The sequence below is a fragment of the Nocardiopsis baichengensis YIM 90130 genome (genome assembly GCF_000341205.1).
GTDB classification, from domain to species: domain Bacteria; phylum Actinomycetota; class Actinomycetes; order Streptosporangiales; family Streptosporangiaceae; genus Nocardiopsis_A; species Nocardiopsis_A halophila.
In genome coordinates, this window is the sequence record NZ_ANAS01000024.1 from 65,535 (window position 1) to 82,903 (window position 17,369).

General features: G+C 75.9%; 7 protein-coding genes. 3 read left to right on the plus strand and 4 right to left on the minus strand.

Annotated features, from left to right (window positions below):
- Positions 1–592 precede the first annotated feature (592 nt).
- Complete coding sequence (locus C892_RS0119890; protein WP_161631991.1) at positions 593–1,762, minus strand: Bcr/CflA family efflux MFS transporter; 1,170 nt, start codon at positions 1,760–1,762, stop codon at positions 593–595.
- 191 nt (positions 1,763–1,953) lie between these two features.
- Between C892_RS0119890 and C892_RS32650 the strand changes: the two genes are divergently transcribed.
- Positions 1,954–2,535, plus strand: a complete 582-nt coding sequence (locus tag C892_RS32650) for a TetR family transcriptional regulator (RefSeq protein ID WP_017558603.1) — start codon at positions 1,954–1,956, stop codon at positions 2,533–2,535.
- 686 nt (positions 2,536–3,221) lie between these two features.
- Here the strand turns inward: C892_RS32650 and C892_RS29250 are convergent.
- The 3 genes from C892_RS29250 to C892_RS29255 are packed head-to-tail and all read right to left on the minus strand — an operon-like array spanning position 3,222 to position 6,217.
- Positions 3,222–4,022 (minus strand): thioesterase II family protein, encoded by an 801-nt coding sequence (locus C892_RS29250; protein WP_017558604.1) that lies wholly within the window; start codon positions 4,020–4,022, stop codon positions 3,222–3,224.
- Positions 4,019–4,795 carry a YqcI/YcgG family protein gene (locus tag C892_RS0119905; RefSeq protein WP_017558605.1) on the minus strand — a complete coding sequence of 259 codons (777 nt, stop codon included), beginning with the start codon at positions 4,793–4,795 and terminating at the stop codon, positions 4,019–4,021. The genes C892_RS29250 and C892_RS0119905 overlap by 4 nt, the downstream gene beginning before the upstream one ends.
- A gap of 45 nt (positions 4,796–4,840) precedes the next feature.
- Positions 4,841–6,217 (minus strand): cupin domain-containing protein, encoded by a 1,377-nt coding sequence (locus C892_RS29255; RefSeq protein WP_017558606.1) that lies wholly within the window; start codon positions 6,215–6,217, stop codon positions 4,841–4,843.
- 442 nt (positions 6,218–6,659) lie between these two features.
- Between C892_RS29255 and C892_RS0119915 the strand changes: the two genes are divergently transcribed.
- Positions 6,660–9,734 (plus strand): type I polyketide synthase, encoded by a 3,075-nt coding sequence (locus C892_RS0119915; protein WP_026124503.1) that lies wholly within the window; start codon positions 6,660–6,662, stop codon positions 9,732–9,734.
- 20 nt (positions 9,735–9,754) lie between these two features.
- Positions 9,755–17,362 carry an SDR family NAD(P)-dependent oxidoreductase gene (locus C892_RS0119920; RefSeq protein ID WP_026124504.1) on the plus strand — a complete coding sequence of 2,536 codons (7,608 nt, stop codon included), beginning with the start codon at positions 9,755–9,757 and terminating at the stop codon, positions 17,360–17,362.
- The last annotated feature ends 7 nt before the right edge of the window (positions 17,363–17,369 follow it).

Genomic DNA, 17,369 nt, shown 5'->3' on the forward strand with positions numbered 1-17,369 from the left:
GGCACGGCCGAGGAGACGGTCACCGACCCGTCGTCGAGCAAGGTGTACGAGGAGGCCCCCGACGGCGGGGCGCCCTGACCGTCGCACCGGGGACGCGCATCATCCTGCGCACCGACCGGCGCGGCGCCGCCCCCCACTGCGCCTGTCTCCATCGGCTGGGACGGCTCGCGGGCGCGGTCCGCCGCATGGTGCACCACCACGGTGTCCTCCCAGGGCCCGCACCCGAGGACACCGAGTAGTCCGGCCGCCCGCAGGTGTGGGGAGCCTGCGGGCGGCCCTCATGCGACAACGCGGAAGTGCACCCGCCGCGCCCTGTGCCCCGCCGTAGTGCCGGGCGGCGCGGTGGGCGAGCCACCGCCACCGATCCGCCGCCCCACCCGACCCCCTGGCGGCGGCTCCCCGGCCGCCTGGGGGAGTGCGGCCACCGCGCCCGCCCGGGAGGTCCCCGAATGCCTTCCGGGCGGGCCGGTCCATTGAGAGGGCCTCTGAATCCGTTGGTGCGGAAGCGTTCTCGTGGGGCCGGTACGAGACGGGCGGCGCCCGCCCCGTGGTGTGAGCGGAGCGGGAGTGCGGAGTGGGGCCGGGAACGGGATCAGGCTCTCCGGGGTGCTGCTCTCTGGGAGCTGACCAGGCTGAGCAGCAGGGCCAGCAGCACCGCGGCCAACAGGAGGCATGTCCAGGCGGTGGGGCCGAAGCCCGCGGCTGCGCCTGCCGCCGTGGAGGCTGCTGAGCCCAGCACGAACTGTCCGGCTCCGAGCATGGCGGCCGCCTGGCCGGTGTTCTCTTCCACGGCGGAGAGGCTGTTGCTCATCAGGGCCGGCTCGGAGACGCCGAGGCCGAGCATCATCACGGCCATCGTGCCCACCAGGGCACCGATGGGCAGGTGGGCCAGGGTGACCAGTACGGCCAGGACGCCGCCGGCCACGGAGACGCTCACGCCCAGCAGCGCCAGCTTCTGCTGGCTCAGACGGGCGGCGAGCCGGTTGGCGAGGGAAGCGCCGATCAGCAGCGCGATGGCGGTGGAGGCGAAGAGCAGTCCGAAGGCCTCGGAGCCGACACCGTAGTCGTCCTGGTAGACGTAGCTGGAGCCGCCGATGTAGGCGAACAGCAGCATGAACATGCTGACCATGGCGGCCACCGGCAGCAGGAAGGCGCCGGTGGTGAGGAGAGAGCCGTAGGCGCGCAGAACCGGGGCGATCGCCAGGCGACTGCGGCGCTCCACGGGGAGGGACTCCTGCAGGAACAGCGTCACCAGGATCAGCACCGCGGTGCCCAGACCGGCCAGTGCCCAGAACACCGAGCGCCAGCCGAAGAGGCCGTCCAGCCAGCCGCCGACCGCCGGTGCCACGATGGGCGCCAGTGCGGTGACGGTCATCAGCACGGCGAACAGCTTGGTGGCGGACTCTCCTGTGGCGCGGTCGCGCACCGAGGAGTTGGCCACCACGGTGGCCAGCGCGCCGCCCACCCCCTGCAGGAGGCGGGCGAGCACCAGCACGGCCATCGACGGTGCCAGGGCGGCGGTCACCGAGCCGATCACGAACAGGCCGATGCCCAGCAGGAGCGGACGACGGCGGCCCGCCGCGTCGGTGACGGGGCCCGCCACCAGCTGGCCGGCGCCGAGGAGCAGCAGGTAGCCGGTCAGGGTCAGCTGGGTGGCCCAGTTCGGCGCGGAGAACTCCCGACCGATCTCCGGAAGGGAGGCCAGGTACATATCAATGGCGAAGGGGACGAGGCCGACGATGGAGGCCAAAGCCACCACCACTGCAGGAGTGACCCGACGGGTGGCAGGGGTGGGAGTCTTGATTCCGGTCACGATGAAACCTCGTGCAAGGTCAGTGTGCGGCCCTCTGGCGCGGGGAGTCGCGTGCGCTTCCGAGGTGTGTCCTCGGCGCGGAAGATCCACGGTAATCCAAATTTGATACGAGTGTACAACTTTGTGAGGAAGACGACGCCATGCCGTTCCGCTCCACCCAAGCGCGCAGTCAGCAGCGCCGCTCCAGCATCCTCGCGGCCGCAGAGGCCCTCCTGCTGGAAGCCGGCATGGCCGCTGTCACCCACCGCCGGGTGGCGGCGGCCGCCCAGGTGCCGCTGGGCTCTATCCGGTACTACTTCTCCACACGCGAGGACCTCCTGCTTGCGGCGCTGGACCGCCTGGAGGCCGCCCGGGCCGATGCGGCCGAGCAGGCGGCGGCCCGCCTCCGCCCCGCCGTCCCGGCGCGACGCCTGGCCGAGCTCTTTCTGGAGTCCTTCTACGGACCGGATCTCGGCGACTCCGCTCTGATCGGATACGTGGGCGTGGTGCTGGACTGCGCCCGCGAGTCGGAGGTGCTCTCGCTGCGCATGCGCGAACACCGCGAGAGCTTGGACGCCCAGCTACGCGCCCTGCTCGACGCGGCCGGCCGCGAGCGGCTGAGCGTCTCGCTGACCACGGCCGTGGTGGACGGCAGCCTCTTCAATGCGGCCGCCCTGCGGCGGGAGGGCCTGGCGGAGATCGCCGTCGCCGAGCTCACCCCTGTTCTCGAACCCGGCGCCTGAAACGCTTCTGCGCGGTCGGCCTGTCCCGCATGTATGAGCAGATCCGGCGAGAGCTCTCCGGGCATCCGAACCCGGTCGGCCGAGGACGGGATTCCGGAGGCGGCCCGTGCGGCGTGTCCGGGACACCGGGTGCCGGGGTGGGGGAGGTCCGTGAGCACGTGACGCCCGTGAAGAAGGAACAGGCGGTGAACGCGCTCGGACGGCGACCGGCACGCGCGCCTGTCCGCTCTGAGGCCGGAGGAGTCGGCTCGTGGAGACGGATCCGCGAGCCGGTGACCGCTACCTTCCTCTGGAGAAGAATGAGGCCCCGTGATGGTGCCGGAGGAAGATCCTCTCCTCCGTGGCTCCATCTCCGGGGCCCAGCGACCGCAGGCCGGGGGCCGTTGAACGGCCCCGGCCTGCGGTGATGCTGGTGGGCGATACAGGATTCGCACCTGTGACCTCTACCGCAACAATGTGGTCCGGCGATTCCGGCGACCTGTACCGACCTGCGAAGTCGCAGGTCAGAGGCCATCGATGGGAGCCGTTCAACACCGTTGGGGCCCGTTGGGGAGGGTTTCCGTCTCCATGAGCCTCCGGGCGCCGCGCAGCACGGTGGCACTCACCCGCGGACGGCTCCCGCACATGGTCGGTGACCTGCAGGGGGCAACGAATCCCCATGTCGAATCCGGTGTGGCCGCGCTGGATCACGATCGCCGCGGTGTTCCTCCTGGCCGGCTGCGGCCGGGCGCGGCCGGTACCGGCATCCCAGGGGGCAGGTGGGGGAGAAGCTCCGCCGTCAGGGATGCCGCGGCGTCCCTGAGGTAGAAGTGGCCGCCCGGGAAGCGGAGCAGCCGGAATGCTCCGCTCGTCGCGGTCTGCCAGTCGGCGACGCCGGACTCGGTGAGCGTGGGGTCTTCCGACCCCAGCGCGGCCACGGCCGGGCAGGAGAGCGGAGCGGCCGGCGCCGGGCGGTACGCCTCCAGCAGGCCGTAGTCGGCTCTCAGCTGCGGCAGCACCAGCTCGGCCAGTTCCGGATGGCGCAGCACGTCCTCCAGGCCGCCCAGCTCGGCGACGCGCTCCAGGAACGCGCGGTCGTCGAGGTGGGACAGGCGCGGCGGCGCCTGGTGGGCGGGGGCCGGGCGGCCGGACACCGCCAGCAGCGCCGGTTCGCACGAGCGGTCGCGCAGCCGCAGGGCGGTCTCATAGGCCACCGACGCCCCCATGCTGTGCCCGAAGAGCACGGGGCGCCGCCCGGTCGCCCCGGCCGCCTCGGCGAGCGCTCCGGCCGCCGCGTCGGCCAGCTCCTCCAGAGTGGACGCGAACGGGTCCCCCAGGCGGTCCTCCCGGCCCGGGTACTGCACGGCCAGTACGTCCGCCCCGGCCAGCAGCCGCGGCCAGTTCCGGTAGGCGCTGGCCGCGCCTCCCGCGTGCGGGAAGCAGGCGACGAGCGGCCCCGACCCGTCCGCCGTACCGCGCAGGCCGACCCGCACCCCGCCCCCGGTCACGACGCCACCCTGGCCGGAGAGCCTCCCTCGCCGGGCGGGTCGGCGTGTTCGGCGGCGCGCATCGGGCACCGCTCGGGCCACCCCTCGGGGGCGGCGTCGGTGTCCGGGAGGAAGTACTGCCGCCACTCCCGGTTGTCCGGGGCGCCGTAGGAGCCCAACACGGTGGAGGGCTCCATGCCGTCGAACCGGCGCAGCCGGTCGCGGATCACCCGCCGCGCCGAGTCCCCGCGCGGGGTCCCCTCCTCCAGCCCTTCGAAGACCCAGCGGGGCTGGAAGGTGATGAAGAACCCGGGACTGTGCCTGCTGCGCCGCCGTCCGTGCGCCGGGGTGTTGCACACCACGAAGAGCGGAGCGCCCCGGAAGCAGAACTCCCACAACGGGTCGTCCGGGTCGCCGGGCACGTCCCGGGGCCACGGCTCGGGATCGCGTGCGCGCAGACCTTCGAGGACCCCCCAGAAGTCGGCGCGCTGCTCGGCCAAGGGGCGTACCCGCCTGTCCGGCCGGAAGAACACCACCAGGGAGGTCTCCCTGCCGATGCTCCGGTAGGACTCCAGGTAGGCGGTGAGCACGGAGGCGAGCGCGTCCACCGCCCCGGGCTCGCCGACGGGGCCGACGAACCCGTACCGCAGCATTCCCCGCTTCATCCCGGAGACCGCGAACGTGCAGGGGAACGGCTCCTCGGCGGAGAGCAGCGTGGTCCGCAGCTCGCGAAGGCGGGCGGCCCCCCAGGGCGGGAGGTCGCCGATGACGTGCTCGGCCTCGTCGGTGTCCACGGTTCTCCTCCAGTGGCCTGGTCTCGTCGGGGCTGTCCGGGCCGGTCAGACCTGGCGCAGCATCTCGTCGGGGATGACGGGCTGGTGGTAGGTGCAGGCGCCGGAGAGCACCATCGACCCGTGCAGGCGCTCGGCGGGGATGAGGAGCTTGTCCCCCTCGTCCATCGGGATCATCCGGCCCACGTTGTTCCAGAAGTGCATGCGCCCCTTCTCGACGACGACGAGGCGGTGGTCGTCGTGGACGTGGGTGGTGGAGGTCTCCTCCTCCGTCTCCTCGAAGGTCTCCAGGTCGACGTCGATGCCCTCGGTGTCCAGCCGGTACTGCAGCTTCTCGGCCTTGGCCTTGTACTCGTCCAGGCGGTCGGCCCAGTCCACCTGGGTGGCCAGGTCCTCGTCCCAGAGCGCGGCGAGCCGCCGGGCGTCCTCGAACCCGGCGGAGAAGGCGGCGGTGAACTCGGTGCCGTAGGCCCGCGCCAGCGGGTCGGCGACGTCGGCGAGGAGGGCGTCGACGTCGCCGGCGGTGCGCACGCCCGACGCACGGAAGTAGGCGGCGTCGGTGTCCAGCGCGCCGGCCAGCAGCTCGGCCATGGGCGCGGCGGTGGCGCCTGCGTCACAGGCGGCGTGCGTCCAGGCGCCGAGGAATTCGAAGAACCGCTCGGGGGTGCGGGCCAGCCGGTCCAGGTGGTTGCCGCGGGCCAGCGAGGATCCGAGCAGGAACTGCCAGTAGGCGCCGGGCGCGGGGGTCAGCCCGGTGTCGGTGTACAGGGCCCGGTAGGCGGCCTCCCGACCGCGCCCGTCGGCCAGGTCTTCGGCGAACACCTCGTGCAGGCCGGGGGCGGCGGCGTGCACGTCCCCGGCGAGGGCGCGGGCCGCCGCCCGGTGCTGGACCGGGAGGAAGGCGCTCAGCTGCAGCAGGACGAACACCGCGCCCTCGCGGGGCGATTGCAGCCCGCCGGCCACCGTGTACAGGCGGCCGGGGGCGGCGGTGCGCTCGGCGAAGACCCCCTGGACGCGGTCGCGCAGGGCCTCGGACGTGGCGGGGGGCTCCGGGCGCTCGGCGGCCAGGAAGGAGAACAGGTGGCGCTCCAGCACGGTGCGCACACCGGCGGCCAGGACGCGCGCCCGGTCCCCGTAGAACCCGGCGCGGTCCGCGCGGGCCGGGGAGTCGCCGGGCGGCGGCAGGTAGGCGTTGGAGGTGTCGTAGGCGTTGCGCAGCATGCGGTGGCCGAGCAGCGCCGTGAGCAGCCCGGCCTCGGAGGAGGGCATCTCCCGGTCGTAGTCGAGGAAATCCAGGTCCGGCGGACGGACGGGGCGCCGGAACGGGTTGGCGTCGTTGACCAGCTCGTGTGCTTCGGCACTGCGGAAGGCCGGGTTGGCGGCGAAGGCTCGGACGATGGCGTTCGGGTCTTCGGGCAAGGCCATGTCGGGGTTTCTCCTGTCTTCTCGCGGGCGTGCCGCGGCGGCGCCGGGCAAACAGGGGGAAATACGGGAGTGCGGACTCGGCCTGCAACCGGCGAACAATTTCACCCAAGGCCGTATCGGAGGCTAGCAATCCTTTGTCCGCGTTTCTATACGACTGCGGGTTGGTCGTTTTTCTGCAACCCCGGTTGGAAGGCATGGCGGCAGGTTCGAGGGCTCGGGGGCGGAGGGCGATGGATTTCGCATGAATGTCCGCTCATCTTTCCAGTTCCCGGTGTCGGAGGCGAGTGGAAGTGAAAACGGTGGGCGTAATCGTTCCGTTCCGGGGTGTTGTGCGGGCACATCGCGGCGGCTACGCTCCCCGACTGGTGCGGCGTTTCTTCTTCGGTGCGCCATCGCCTCCGGGTATTCACTGCGTCTTCGAGAATGGCTTGGTGGTCGGTTCATGCATTCCGCCGTGAAGGTCGGGGTCGGGGATTCAACTGGTGAGGCGGTCGGTGCCGGCGACGGAATTGCCGTCATCGGAATGGCCGGCCGGTTCCCCGGCGCCCGCGACCTGGACGAGTTCTGGAGGAACCTGTGCGAGGGCCGGGAGGCGGCCTCGGTCTTCACCGACGAGGAACTGCGCGCCGCCCGCGTCCCCGAGGAGCTGATCGGTGACCCCCGGCTGGTGCGGCGCCGTCCGGTACTGGAGGACGTGGACCGGTTCGACGCGGCCTTCTTCGGCTACACACCGCGCGAGGCCGAGATCATCGACCCCCAGCACCGCCTGTTCCTGGAGACCTGCTGGGAGGCCCTGGAGTCGGCCGGGTACGACCCGGCCCGCCATGACGGCGCCGTCGGCGTCTTCGGGGGCTGCGGCCCCGAGTCCTACTTCCTGAACAACCTGCACGCCAACCCCGCGTACCTGAACGAGGTAGGCCGCTTCCCCGCCCAGATCGGCACCGACAAGGACTTCCTCACCCCGCGCGTGTCCTACAAGCTGGACCTGCGCGGCCCCAGCTTCACCGTGCTCACCGGCTGCTCGGCCTCTCTGGTGGCGGTGCACGTGGCGGCGCAGAGCCTGCTCAGCGGCGAGTCCGACATGGCGCTGGCGGGAGGCTCGAACATCTTCTTCCCGCAGCGCGCGGGCTACATCTACAAGGAGGGCAGCGTGACCGCGCCGGACGGGCGGGTGCGCGCCTTCGACGCCGGCGCCCACGGCACCGTCCCCGGTGAGGCGGTGGCCACGGTCCTGCTCAAGCGGCTGGAGGACGCGGTCGCCGACGGCGACACCGTGCTCGGCGTGATCCGGGGCAGCGCGGTCAACAACGACGGTGCGGCCAAGGCCGGGTTCACCGCCCCCAGTGCCGAGGGGCAGGCCGACGTCATCGCCGAGGCGATGGCGGTGGCCGGGACGGAGCCCGAGAGCATCGACTACGTCGAGACCCACGGGACCGGTACCCGGCTGGGCGACGCCATCGAGGTCGCCGGCCTCACCCGCGCCTTCGGCACCGACCGGCGCGAGTCCTGCCGGATCGGCAGTCTCAAGCCCAACATCGGCCACACCGACACCGCCGCCGGCACCGCCGGGCTGATCAAGGTGCTGCTGGCGCTCCGCCACGGCGCGCTGCCCCCCAGCATCAACTGCGACCGCCCCGATCCCCGGATCGACTTCGACTCCGGGCCCTTCCGGGTGAACACCGAGCTCACCCTGTGGAAACGGGGCGAGCACCCGCGCCGGGCCGGGATCAGCTCGTTCAGCGTCGGCGGGACCAACGCCCACGCGGTCGTGGAGGAGGCGCCCGCGCCCCCGGAGCCGGAACCGGCCCGCGACTGGCAGCTCCTGTGCCTTTCGGCGCGCACACCCGGGGCGCTGGGCACGCACGCCGTGAACCTGGCGGCCCACCTGCGCTCGACCCCGGTCGACCTGGCCGACGCGGCCTTCACCCTCCAGGAGGGCCGCGCCCGCTTCACCCGCCGCGCGGCGGTGGTGGCGCGCGATCGCGAGGGCGCCGCCCGGGCCCTGGAGGCGGTGCGTCCGGACGGGGACCCGGCCGGGGAGGCCCCAGGGCTCGCCCTCCTCTTCCCCGGCCAGGGCGCCCAGTTCCCGGCGATGGCCGCCGGCCTGTACCGCGGCGAGCCGGACTTCCGAAAGGCCTTCGACGACTGCGCCGCGGCGGTGCGCTCCGCGGGCGGCCCCGATCCGGCCGCCACCCTGTACGGCGCCGACCCGGCCGACACCGACCTGCTGCGCCGCACCGATGTGGCCCAGCCCGCCCTGTTCGCGGTGGAGTACGCGCTGGCGCGGCTGCTCGGGGCATGGGGGCTGCGGCCCGCGGCGATGCTGGGGCACAGCGTCGGCGAGTTCGCCGCCGCCTGCCTCGCCGGGGTGGTGGACCTCCAGGGCGCCGCGCGGCTCGTCGCCGAGCGCGGCCGGCTGATGCGCGAGCACGCCGCGGGGGCGATGGCCGCCGTCGCCGCCCCGGAGGAGGACGTCGCCGCCGTCCTGGCGGACCTGGACGCCCCCGGGGAGATCGGCATGGCGGCCGTCAACGGCCGTGGCCAGGTGGTGGTGTCGGGCGCCGAGTGGGCCCTGGCCCGCGCGGTGGAGCGGCTGGAGGCCGACGGGGTGCGCACCCGGCGCCTGGAGACCGCGGGGGCGTTCCACTCGCCGCTGATGGGCGAGGCCGCCGAGCGGTTCGCCGAGGTGGCCGCCGGGGTCGCGCTCGCACCGCCCGAGGCGCCGGTCGCCTCCGGTGTGACCGGGCGGTGGATCACCGCGGAGGAGGCGGTCGACCCCGCCTACTGGGGGCGGCAGATGCGCGCCCCGGTGCGGTTCGCCGACGGGGTCGACACCCTCGGCGAACGGGCGTCGGTCCTGCTGGAGGCGGGGCCGGGCCGCGCTCTCAGCGGGCTGGCGGCCGCGCACACCGCGGGGCGGTCCGCGGCCGCCCCGTGCCTGCCGGCCGTCGACGGGCGGGCCGAGGACGCCGAGGCGCTGTTGGGCGCGGTCGGGCGCGCCTGGGAGCGCGGCTGCGCGGTCGACTGGGAGGCGCTCCACGGGGGCCCGCGCCGCCGGGTCCCGCTGCCGACCTACCCGTTCGAGCGGGAGAGCTACTGGGTGGACCCCGCCCCCCTCCCGGAGGGCGCCACGGCGGCCCCCGCGCCTTCGCAGAACCGCGGGGCCGGCGACGGGGCGGTCCCGGCGGGGCACGACCGCCCCGGGCTGGACACCGCTTACGAGGCGCCGCGCACCCCGGTCGAGGAGGCCGTCGCCGCCGCCTGGTGCGCGGTGATGGGCCTGGAACGGGTCGGTGTGCACGACGGCTTCTTCGAGCTGGGCGGCCACTCGCTGCTGGCGGCCCAGGTCACGGCCCGGCTCAAGGACGCCTTCCCGGTGGACCTGGCGGCGGGGGAGCTGCTGGAGCCGCCGCAGACGGTGGCCGGGATGGCCGCCGTCGTCGAGGAGCGCCTGCGCGAGGCGCTGGAGTCCATGACCGACGAGGAGGCCGCCCGCCTCCTCGCCGACGAGCGGTGACGACAGGAGGCGAGCGGGCCATGACGGAACTCTCCGAGGCCAAACTCAAGCTGCTGGAGCGGTGGCGGGGCGGCGGCTCCGGGCGCGCTCCGGGCATCCCCTCGCGTCCGGTGCGCACCCCCGTACCGCTCTCCCCGGTGCAGCGCCGACTGTGGTTCCTGGAGCGGCTGCGGCCGGGCGGCGCCTCCTCCACGCTGTCCGCCGCCGTACGGCTGCGCGGCCCACTGGACACCGCCGCCCTCAGCCGGGCCTGCGCCGTGCTGACCGACCGGCACGAGGCGCTGCGCACCGCGTTCGCCGAGACGGACGGCGCTCCCGAGCAGGTGGTCCATGACACCGTTCCGACCCCCTTCAGCGCCGAGGACGCCGTGCGGGACGGCGTCGATCCGCAGGAGTGGCTGGCCGAGCGGTCCGCGCACGTCTTCGACACCGCGCACGCCCCGCTGGCCCGCTTCGCCCTGCTGCGCACCGGCGCCGACGAGCACCTGCTGCACCTGGCCGTCCACCACCTGGTCGCCGACGGCATCTCGGTCGGGCTGATGGTGCGCGACCTGCTCCGCGCCTGCGCCGGGCCGGCGCGCCCGGACCCCGGGGAGGACGCACCACCGCCCGTCTCGTTCGCCGACTACGCCCACTGGGCCGACGCGCGTTCCGGCGGCGAGGCCGAGAGGGCGGGGCTGGACTACTGGACGCGCCACCTGGACGGCGTCCCCGACCTGGTGCTGCCCACCGACCGCCCCCGCCCGGCCCGGCCCACCCACCGCGGCGCCGTGGCCCGCTTCGCGCTCCCCGTGCCGACCGCCGACGCCGTGCGCGCCTTCGCCGCCGCCCGCGGCGCCACCCTCTACACCGTGCTCCTGGCCGGGTTCGAAGCGCTGCTCTACCGCTACGGGGGGCGGGAGGACTTCGCCGTCGGCACGCCTCTGCACGGCCGCACCCGCCCCGAGGTGGAGGAAGCGGTGGGCCCGTTCGCCACGACCGTCGCGGTCCGCTCCGACGTGGCCGCCGCCGGCGGCTTCGGCCCCCTGGTGGACCGGGTGCGCGCGACCTGCGCCGAGGCGTTCGAACACCAGGAGGCGCCCTTCGACGAGGTGGTCGCGCGGCTGCGCCCGGACCGCGACCCCGCGCGCAACCCGGTCTTCCAGGCGATGTTCGCGCTTCAGCACCGGGGCGGGGCCGCAGCGGGCGCCCCCGGCGGGCCGGTCGCGGAGTTCGTGGACGCCGCAGCGCCCGGGGCCGCCTTCGACCTCTCGTTGACCTGCTGGGAGGAGGGCGGCCGGATCGAAGGAACGGTCCGCGCCTCGGTCGACCTGTTCGATGAGCCGACCGCGGCCCGCATCCCGGACCACTTCGCGGCCCTGCTGGCCGACGGGGCCGCACATCCGGACACGCCCGTGCGGGAGCTGCGGATACGGCCCCGTTCGGACCGGACCGCCCGGCCCGTGCCGGTGCCCGTCACCCTGGAGGCCCGGGCCGCCGACCGGGGCGGTGCGCCCGCCCTGGTCCAGGGCGGGCGCACGGTGGCCTTCGATGCGCTGGCCGAGGCCGTTGAGGAGGCCGCCGCCGCCCTCGCGGCGGCGGGGATCGGCCGCGGGTCCGCGGTGGCCCTCGCCCTGCCGCGCTCGGTGGAGCGGGTCACCGCCGCACTGGCCTTGGCACGGCTCGGGGCCGCCTGCGCGCCGATCGACCCGGACCACCCCGCGCCCTTCCGGCGCCGCAGGGCCGCCGAGGCGGGCGCCGTGGCGGTGCTGTGTCCCGAGGGGCAGGAGGACGCCTACGGCCTGCCCGCACCGGCCCTGGTCCGGCCCGGAGCCGCCCCGGCGCCGCCCGCCCCCGACGGCGCCGCCGACGCGCCGTTCTGGCTCACCCCCGCCGCTCCGCGCCCGATCACCCAGGCCGAAGCGGTGGCCGGGCCCTTGGCCCCGGGCGACGTCGACACACCCGGCCCGCGGGACACCATGGCCTGGACGGGCCCGCTGGGAACCGACGCCGAGACCGTCGAGGTGCTGTGGCCCCTCCTCAACGGGGCCGCAGTGGCGCTGCCCGATCCCGAGGCCGCCGCCGGGACGGACCCGTCGGACCCGGGACCGCTGGTCCGCCTCGCCCGCAGGCACCCGGTGACGTCGGTCGTCCTGCCCCCCGGAGCGTTGGCCCGCCTCCTCGCCGACGATGCGGGGGCCGGAGCCCTGTCCGGCCTTCGCGCCCTGCTCACCTCGGGCGAATCGCTCACCCCAGAGCTGAGGAACGCGGCCGCCGAACGCCTGCCCCGCCCCCGCCGCCTCGCGCGGCCGGGCCCGGAGGCCGAGGCCGCCTCCCCGCTCGACGAGGCCGCGCTGCGCCACCCGTGCGGCGCGCCCGCCTGGCCGGGCGGCCACCGGGTCGAGGCCGCCGAGGTGGAGCGGGCCGTGGTCGCCGCAGGGCTGGCCGACGACTGCCGGGCGACGGCCGTCGCCACCCCGGACGGGCGTACCGAGACCGTCGTGTACACGGCCGGACGCGGCCGCGCGGACGCGGAGGAGGCGGAGGACCGGCTGCGGCGGGTGCTCCCCGCCGAGCTGGTGCCCGCCGCGGTCGTGCCGGTGGCCGTCCTCCCCGCCGACGGGGCGCCGGTCCCCGCGCCCCCGGTCGCCGACGGGACCGCCGCCGAGCGCTGGGCCGAGGCGCTGCGTACCGCCGACGGGGTCGACGACGTGGCGGTCGCGGTCGTCTCCGCTCCCCTGGAGGAGGACCGGATCGAACCGGTCGCGCCCGCCGCACGGCCGGAGAGGGAAGGGAAGGCGCCGCCGGCCGCCGGAGACGCCTCGCGCGGCGGGCACCGCCCCGCGGACGGGGAGCGCCGGCGCGGGGCGGTGCCCGCCGCCGACCCCGTCCCCGCGATCAGCGACGGCGGACCGGCCCCCGAGCCGGACCTGCCCGACCTCGGCGCGGTGCTCGTGCGCGCCGCGTGCGAGCCGGGCGGTGACATCATGCACATCCGGTCCGACGGCGCCGAGACGCGGCAGAGCTATGCCGAGCTGCTGGAGGAGGCCGAGCGGATGCTCGGGGGCCTGCGCGCGGCCGGTCTCCAGCCGGGCGACAAGGCCGTGTTCCAGTTCCCCGACAACGCCGATTTCCTGCCCGCCTTCTGGGCCTGCCAGCTCGGCGGCTTCGTCCCGGTTCCATTGGGGGTGGCGCCCTCCTACACCGAGGACGGGGCGGCCGTCGCCAAGGTGGACAACGTCTGGAGGTCCCTCGGCCGCCCCTGGGTCCTGTGCGGCGCCGAGCTGGAGGGGCCGCTGCGCGCCATGGCCGAGCGGCGCGGAATGGACGGCCTGCGGCTGGCCGCGGCCGACCGGCTGCGCGACAACCCCCGCGACGGCGCCCACCGCACCGCACGCCTCGACGACACCGCCCTGCTCCTGCTCACCTCCGGCAGCACCGGGACGCCCAAGGCCGTCACCCAGACCCATCGGGCGCTGCTCGTCCGCAGCCGGGGCACCGCCGACCTCAACCGGCTGGGCCCGCAGGAGGTGACGCTCAACTGGATCCCGATGGACCACGTCACCGGCGTCGTCATGTTCCACCTGCGCGACGTGTACGTGCGATGCGCGCAGATCCACGCCGCCACCGACCGCGTCCTGGACGACCCCCTCCGCTGGATCGAGTGGTGCTCGCGCCACAGGGTGACCGCGACCTGGGCGCCCAACTTCGCCTTCGGCCTCGTCACCGAGGCGCTGGCGGCGGACGGCCGCACGCGCGACTGGGACCTGTCGGCGCTGCGGTTCATCATCAACGCGGGCGAGGCGGTGGTCCCCCGGGTGGTGCGCCGCCTCCTGGCCGACCTGGCCCCCCACGGGCTGCCCGCCGACTCCGTGCACCCGGCCTGGGGCATGTCGGAGACCTGCTCGGCGGTGACCGACGCGGTCTTCGACCCGGATGCCTCCGCCGACACCGACGCCTTCACCCCCGTCGGTCACCCCTACCCCGGGGTGGCCCTGCGCATCGTCGGCGACGACGGCGCCGTCCTGTGCGAGGGCGACGTCGGCCGCCTGCAGGTACGCGGTGTCCCGGTCACCCGCGGCTACCTGGACAACCCCGAGGCCAACGCCGAGTCCACCACCGACGACGGCTGGTTCGACACCGGCGACCTGGCCCGCCTCGCCGGCGGCGCCCTGACGATCACCGGGCGGGCCAAGGACGTCATCATCGTCAACGGCGTCAACCACCACTGCCACGAGATCGAGTCGGTGGTGGAGGAACTGGACTGGATCGAGCGCTCCTACACGGCGGCCTGCGCCGTACGGCCCGACGGCGCCGACACCGACCGGGCGGCCGTGTTCTTCCACCCCCGCCCGGGAACCGACCTGCGCGGCGCAGCCCTGGAGCTGCGCGCCAAGCTCGCACGCGACTGCGGCCTGGGCGAGGCGACCCTCGTGCCGGTGGAGCGCGAGGACGTCCCCAAGACCGAGATCGGCAAGATCCAGCGGTCCCGGCTGCGCACCCGCTACGAGGAGGGCGCCTTCGATGCGGCCGAGCGCCGGCTCCGAGCGCTCGTGGACGGATCGGGGACGGTGCCCGACTGGTTCCGCCGCCGGGTGTGGCGCCCCGGACGGCCGCCGACCGACGCCCTCCCGGACGGCACCTGGCTGGTGGCGGCCGACCCCGACGGCCCCTCTCGGGACCTGGCCGACCTTCTCGTCGCCCTGCTCTCCGACCGGGCGGCGGGCACCGGCGGCGCACGGATCGCCGCCGTCGCGCCCGGGGACGCCGACGCGTACGCCGCACTGCTGGCCCGGGAGCGCGCCGCCGGGCGCCCCGTCGACGGCATCGTGCACCTGCGCGGGTACGGACCGGAGCGCGGCGGCGCGGAGGAGGCCGCCGCGGGCGCGGGGGACCTGGCCGCGCTGGTGCGGGCCCTGGTCGCCGACCGGGAGGCCGCCGCCGGCGCGGATCCGGCGCCGGCGCGCCTGGTCGCCGCCGCCGACCGGTCGCGGGCCGCGGCCCCGGGCGACGCCGTCACCGCCGAGCGGGCCGCCGCACTCGGAGTGCTCAACAGCGCCCCCAACGAGGTGCCCTGGCTGGCCTGCCGCCACGTGGACCTGGCGGGGCGCGCGCCGGGCGCCGACGCCCGCGTACTCGCCGCCGAGCTGGCCGAGCCCGGCCCCGAGGCCGAGACCGCCCACCGGGGCGGGCGCCGCCTGGTGAGGCGGCTGGCCCCGCTGCGCCGCACCGGCCCAGGCGGCACCGCCGACCCGATCGAGCCGGGCGGCCTCTACCTGGTCACCGGCGGCCTCGGCGGGGTCGGGCGCCGGGTCTGCGCGCACCTGGCCCGCGCCTACGGGGCGCGGCTGCTGATCACCGGGCGCCGCCCGCTCGGCGAACGCGCCGGGCTCCTCGACGAGGTGCGCGCGCTCGGCGGCGCCGCCGAGTACGCCGCCGTCGACGCCGCCGACACCGAGGGCATGCGGACCGCGGTGCGCGAGGCCGAACGGCGCCTGGGGTCCCCGCTGCGCGGTGCCTTCCATCTGGCGGGGGAGTTCGCCACGCGGATGGTGGCCGACACCGAGCCGGACCGCCTGGCGGCCTCGGTGGCCGCGGCGGCGGCCGCGGCCCGCGCCGTGCGGACCGTGCTGGCGGAGCGCCGAGCGCCCCTGCTGGCGCTCTTCTCCTCGGTCAATGCCTACTTCGGCGGCGCCGGGGTGGGCGGGTACGCGGCCGTGAACGCCGTGCTGGACGAGCTCGCCCACGAGCCGCGGGGGACCGGACCGCGGGTGCACGCCCTGGCCTGGAGCGTGTGGGAGGAGACCGGGATGAGCGCGGGCTTCGGACTCAAGGAGCTCACCCGCGCCCGGGGCCTGCGGCTGCTCGCCCCCGGACAGGCCACCGCCTCCCTCGGCCACGCCCTGCGCACCGCCGAGCACTACGTGGTGATCGGCGTGGACGGCGCGCACCCGGCCGTGCTCCGGCACACCGACACCGGCGGGCGCGCCCCGGTCCCGCTGCGCCGCCTGGCCGCCTTCGCCGCCGGCCCGGGCGCCGCGGACGCGGCCGCCGCCCCGCCCGCCGTCGCCGACCGGTACGGCACCCCCGTCGGCTGCGCGGTGCGGCCGGTCGAGGCGGTCCCGACCGGCCCCGACGGCCGCCCCGACACGGACGCTCTGGCCGAACGGCCCTCCGGCGCCGGCGCGGCGGTCCCCTACACCCCCGCCTCCACCCCGATGGAGGCGACGGTCGCCGCCATCCTCGCCGAGGTGCTCGACGTGCCGCGGGTCGGTGTGCACGACGACTTCTTCGCCGCAGGAGGACACTCCCTGCACGCCGCCCGGGTGGTGCGGGGCGTCCGCGACCGCACCGGCGCCGACCTGCCGCTCCAGGTGCTCTTCGAGCATCCGACGGCGGCGGCGATGGCGAAGGTCGTCGAGCGCGAGGCCGCGGACGGGACCTCGCCGCCGGATCTGGCCGCCGAGGCCGACGCGGCCGAGAGGACCTGGGGCGCGACCGGAACCCCCGCACCGGCGCCGCCCGGTCCGGCCGCGGGGACCGCGCCGGGCCCGCTGCTCACCGGAGCCGTCGGGGCGGTCGGGGCACAGGTGCTCTGCGCTCTGCTGGCCGAGTCCGACGCGCCGGTGCGCTGCCTGGTGGAGGCCGGAGGCCCCGACGACGCCGATGCCCTGCTGCGTGCCGCGCTCGCCCGCCGTCTGGGCCCCGGGGCCGCCGCCGACCCGCGGATCGAGGCCGTGCCCGTCCGGCCCGGCGCGCCCGGGACGGGGCTGGCCGAGGGCGACCGCGCCCGGCTCGCCGCCGCGACCACCGCCGTGCTCAACATCGCCGCCGACACCACCATGGCGATGACCTACACGCGGCTGCGCGCGGCCAACGTGGACGCCGTGGCCGCGCTGCTCGGCCTCGCCGCCGAGGCCGGAGCCGCCTTCCACCACCTGTCCACCCCGGGCGTGCTGGTGGACCGGGAGGACGGCGCCGACCCGGCCGCCCCGCTGGCCGAAGAGGGCCGGGTCGCCGCCGACCGGGTGCTCGACTCGGGCTACGTGCGCACCCGCTGGGTGGCCGAGGAGCTGGTGGAGCGGGCCCGGCGCCGGGGCGTTCGGGCCGCGGTCCACCGGATGGGCCGCACCAGCGGGGACACGGCCACCGGAGCCGGCGCCGAGGACACCGTGTTCTGGCTGATCGTCCGGGCGGCCCTGGAGACCGGCGCTCTCCCCGCGGCCGACCCGGACACGCCGATCGACCTGACCCCCGTCGACCAGGCGGCGCGGGCGATGGTCCGGCTCGCCCTCGCCGAACGGCCGTGCGGCGCCTACCACCTGGCGTCCCCGCACCCGGTCCGGTTGGGCGCGGTGGCCGACCGGATCCGCGCCACCGGCCTGCCGCTGCGCGAGGCGGCCCCCGGCGACTGGCGCGGACTGCTCGAGGAGGAGGCCCGGCGCGCGCCGGGCGGGGCGGCCGAAGCGGTGGCCGCGCTGCTCGCCTCGGGGCAGGGCATGCCGGGGGTCGGGGAGGTGCGCCTGGACACCGCGAACGCCGAGCGCGACCTGGCCGGGCGCTCCCCCTTCCACCCGGTGGGCGAGGCCCATCTGGACCGCTGCATCGCCGCCGCGTCGCAGGCCGTCCCCGAGCGAGACCGACCCTGAGGAGGAA